Raw genomic sequence first — 330 nt, forward strand, 5'->3', positions numbered from 1 at the left:
GACAGTTCCGCAAAAAGGAATTCAGCCGAAAGCGCTCAACAAGAAAGCTGCAGAACTGCATGAAGCTATGCAGCGCGAGGCGCAGGCCAGCAAAACTTCCAAGGTCGTACATCTTGATCCAGATGCTGGACTGAGTGCGTCAGCGCGCCGGTTTAAGTGGGCGCTTGATCTGGAAACCAAGATTAAAGCCGGTGTGGAGCTTGATGCAGAGACAGCCACTCAACTCGTCCGGTTTCAAGCGACCGCTGAGTACAGAACAATCAAAGACACAATGGAGGACTTTGGACTGGAGCAAGCCCTGCGAATGGCTCGCTAAAAATAAAAACCCCG

General features: G+C 52.1%; 1 protein-coding gene. It reads left to right on the top strand.

Annotated features, from left to right (window positions below):
- Positions 1-316, top strand: a 316-nt coding sequence (locus HBA93_RS19860; protein WP_221724431.1) for a hypothetical protein, incomplete at its 5' end; no start/stop codon positions are given.
- Positions 317-330: the final 14 nt, after the last annotated feature.

The organism is Ochrobactrum sp. SFR4, assembly GCF_019730395.1.
Taxonomy (GTDB): Bacteria; Pseudomonadota; Alphaproteobacteria; order Rhizobiales; family Rhizobiaceae; genus Pseudochrobactrum.